General features: G+C 51.5%; 4 protein-coding genes. All 4 read left to right on the plus strand.

Features of this window, described 5'->3' with window-relative positions; translation table 11 throughout:
- Window positions 1-417: 417 nt before the first annotated feature.
- The 4 genes from HP566_RS18165 to HP566_RS18180 are packed head-to-tail and all read left to right on the plus strand — an operon-like array spanning window position 418 to window position 3,121.
- On the plus strand, window positions 418-1,038 hold the full coding sequence (locus HP566_RS18165; protein ID WP_249978729.1) for a DUF2201 family putative metallopeptidase: 621 nt from the start codon (window positions 418-420) through the stop codon (window positions 1,036-1,038).
- Window positions 1,039-1,079: 41 nt separating this feature from the next.
- Window positions 1,080-2,105 (plus strand): helix-turn-helix transcriptional regulator, encoded by a 1,026-nt coding sequence (locus HP566_RS18170; protein ID WP_249978730.1) that lies wholly within the window; start codon window positions 1,080-1,082, stop codon window positions 2,103-2,105.
- A 30-nt stretch (window positions 2,106-2,135) separates the two neighbouring features.
- Window positions 2,136-2,651 (plus strand): gamma-glutamylcyclotransferase family protein, encoded by a 516-nt coding sequence (locus tag HP566_RS18175; protein ID WP_180091730.1) that lies wholly within the window; start codon window positions 2,136-2,138, stop codon window positions 2,649-2,651.
- Complete coding sequence (locus HP566_RS18180) at window positions 2,651-3,121, plus strand: opioid growth factor receptor-related protein (RefSeq protein WP_249978731.1); 471 nt, start codon at window positions 2,651-2,653, stop codon at window positions 3,119-3,121. Before HP566_RS18175 ends, HP566_RS18180 begins: the two co-directional genes overlap by 1 nt.
- The last annotated feature ends 185 nt before the right edge of the window (window positions 3,122-3,306 follow it).

A 3,306-nucleotide genomic window follows, 5' to 3' on the forward strand; every position in this document is an offset into this window, starting at 1 on the left:
CACGCTCTACCACCTGTTTAACGGCTTCGATTTTGAATTCTTCAGTGTAACGGGGACGGCTCATGGATCCTCCTAGATACCTTTAGTATAAGGCCTAGAGGTGTCTACGAAACCTGGGGCGATTCAGCCCTATCTCCGAATTTGCTTGAAACATGGCTAGAATTATAATGTTCATTAGCACCCAGCCCTCAGCCCCATACTTTATAACCAGCATCTAAATAATTGATTTAAAAAAATCCAGCGTTGGGAGTTGAGCCAAGCACGCTTGTTGCGAAACGCGAACCCTCATGGGTAGCTAAGCACCTCATACAAAACTGGTTATCCGAACAGCCTTAGGTATTCTTTGCTTTTATGCGGCTTAAGTTGTCGCACCCATACCGTAGCTTATGACACCTCACCCTTCAGGGAAGGTACGGTATGAATATGTTGGTAAGTTCAGCTTCAGCAACCGCAGATGCACAGCAAGAATTAGCGAAGTGGCATGCGGATCGCGCCTATTGGGCAGAAATACTCCCCGTCATGGAGATGCTCAGCAATTTTTTAATTCTAACTCCTGTGCTGCATCAGCAAATAGCCACGGCAAGCACGGATGGCCGACATCTCTATTTTTGCCCTCGTTATAGCGCAAGCCTCTCTGATGAGTCTCGACGCTTTTTGCATGCCCACCTCATCTGGCATTGCGTGGCTGGCCATTTAACCGCCCCGCTTGTGGCCGATCGACATCGTTGGCACCTAGCGTGTGACCATGAAGTCAACGCGCTGCTGATGGCTCTCGGCATACCGCTACCTTTGCATGCGCTGCTATTCCCAGTATGCGTTGGCCGCAGCGCTATAGAGGTGTATCACTGGCTAGAAGGGCACCCCGACACATCTCTTGAAGTGACTACCGACATTCACCCCGCAGCGCTATGGTCGCATTTTCCTAATGCTACTCCAGATCAACGCATGACTGCTCTATGGCGACACCGAGCTCACTTGATCGCCCGGGAGGGCGACGCGCTACCCGATAGAGTCGCTAAGTTTTGTGAGTCACGTTAAGCTTGCATGTTTTCATCATAACGCCCAGGGTTAGCAAATCTATGTCTGATGCTCGCGATACACTTTTTCGCTACTTGACGCTTCTGCAGTTAATTCCCCGCTATCCTGGACGCATTGCCACCCCTGTACTGAAAGAAAAACTCGCTGAGCGCGGGTTTAATATTGACGTACGCTCGCTGCAACGCGACCTCAGCCAGAAGCTCTCTTCGCATTTTCCCCTTGGCTGCGACGATAGTGAAAAACCCTATAAATGGTATTTTGATCGTGATTTTCAGTGCCATTTGCCGGCGTTGGATGTGCCTAGCGCCTTAACACTGGTGCTGGCTGAGGAGTATTTAAAAGGTTTACTGCCGCCTGTCGTGGTCGGACAACTTTCATCCCACTTTACCGATGCCCGACGCCTGTTAGATGAACTTGCTTCAAACGGGCTGAGCCAATGGGCACGTAAAGTGCGCGCTATTCCTAATGGCATGGCGTTAATTCCTGCAGAGCTAGAGGAAACCACTTGGCAAACGGTTGCCCAAGCGCTGCTAGAGCAGAAAGCCATTGATGTCACCTACCTGTCGCGCACTACCGAGACGAACAAGCACTTTACCCTTCACCCACAAGGCATTGTCAGTCGCCATAGCGCGACGTACCTCCTCGCCCAAGTTGAAGGCTTCAGTGACTTGCGCCAGTTTGCGCTACATCGAGTTAAGCAAGTGGCCTTGAGCGATGTGAAATGGCAGGCAACGGAGGCATTCGATATTGATGCCTATATTCAGGGCGGTGCTTTTGGTTACCGGCAAGGGCCGGGTGACGTCACTCTGGAGGCAGAGATCACCCGCTCGGTTGCCTGGTTATTGCAAGAGACGCCCATTGCCGATACACAAACGATCGAAGCCCTCCCCGATAGCAAGTGGCACCGCCTTACTGCCTGCGTGCCTGATGACCAGCAAACTCTGTGGTGGCTAATGGGCATGGGGGCGAACGTCAAAGTGATCGCACCAGCCGCATGGCGTGACACACTTAAAGCGAATGCCGAGCAGGTGCTTGCCCAATACCAAGAGTCAGTCACGACAGCTTAAAAAGCCAAGCCACTTATAAAGGAGATAGCCATGCTCTGTTTTGCTTATGGCTCTAACATGTCGACTCAGCGCTTGGCCGCGCGGATTCCGGCAAGGTTTATGACTACTGCGATGTTGCCTGCCTATCGTCTTGCCTTTCACCAACGTGGAGGGGATAGCTCGGGCAAGTGCGATATTGTACCGGCATCCAGCCAGTCCGCTGTCTATGGCGTTGTATGGGAGGTAGCGCCGCATCATAAACCGACACTGGATGGTTACGAAGGACTTGGTGTTGCCTACGATGAAACCTGGCTGACAGTCACTGACCTTGCGGGTGAAGGGCAATTTGAAGTTCAAGCGTATGTAGGCAAAATCACTTCTACTGGCATGCACCCGTACACCTGGTACAAGCATCACGTATTAAATGGCGCACGAGAACACGGCTTACCGTCAGCCTATGTGCGCGCACTAGAACGTATCGCGGCACATCACGATCCAGACACTGAACGCCATGCACGCGAAATGGCATTGCATGGTTTCAATGAGCTTTTGGTGCGAGGAGCATAATGGCTAATGACGCTCGCTTAATCGCGTTTCATCGTGGCGAAGGGATCGATCATAAAGGCCGCTATCTCAGTGATATCTGGGCGCTCTCGCCCTTCTGGCTGGAACACACCCATGACTATATTCAGTGGCTATTTCCCATTCCCGAAGCAGGCCGCTTTAACGCCTTTGCACCATTGTTAACCTCAGTGGTACAAGCGGCGTTTGAGGGAGACAATCTATTACGCCAGCACCAGCAGCGCTCTCTTGACGTAATGTTGGATTTTTTCGGCCTTGCGCGCGAAGGCAACGCCATTTCCGCACAATCTACTCTTTCCATCCAGTCCCATATTTGGTTAAAAGCCGGCGGCCACAACCACCTGCGCATTACGCGTTTGATCCGTTCGTTATTCTTGTGCCATCAGCCAGAGCTTGCTCGGGCTTTTCAGCGGGCCGTAATCGATATTAGTGATACGCACAAACCACCGAGCTAACTTTTGGTCAGGAAAGGCCGATTCACTTTTTCATCTACGAAGTCACACCAAGAAGCAACGACGTCACCCCATCTTCAGTAGCAGCCGGGTTTAGAGTCAGAAATAACTTTATCGTGTTTTACCACCAGTTGCTCGGCATAGGCTGAAGGTGTCAGCCCACCAAGACTCTTCTTCGGTCTTTCTTT

Origin of the sequence: Vreelandella olivaria (assembly GCF_023507745.1) — a bacterium.
GTDB lineage: Bacteria > Pseudomonadota > Gammaproteobacteria > Pseudomonadales > Halomonadaceae > Vreelandella > Vreelandella olivaria_A.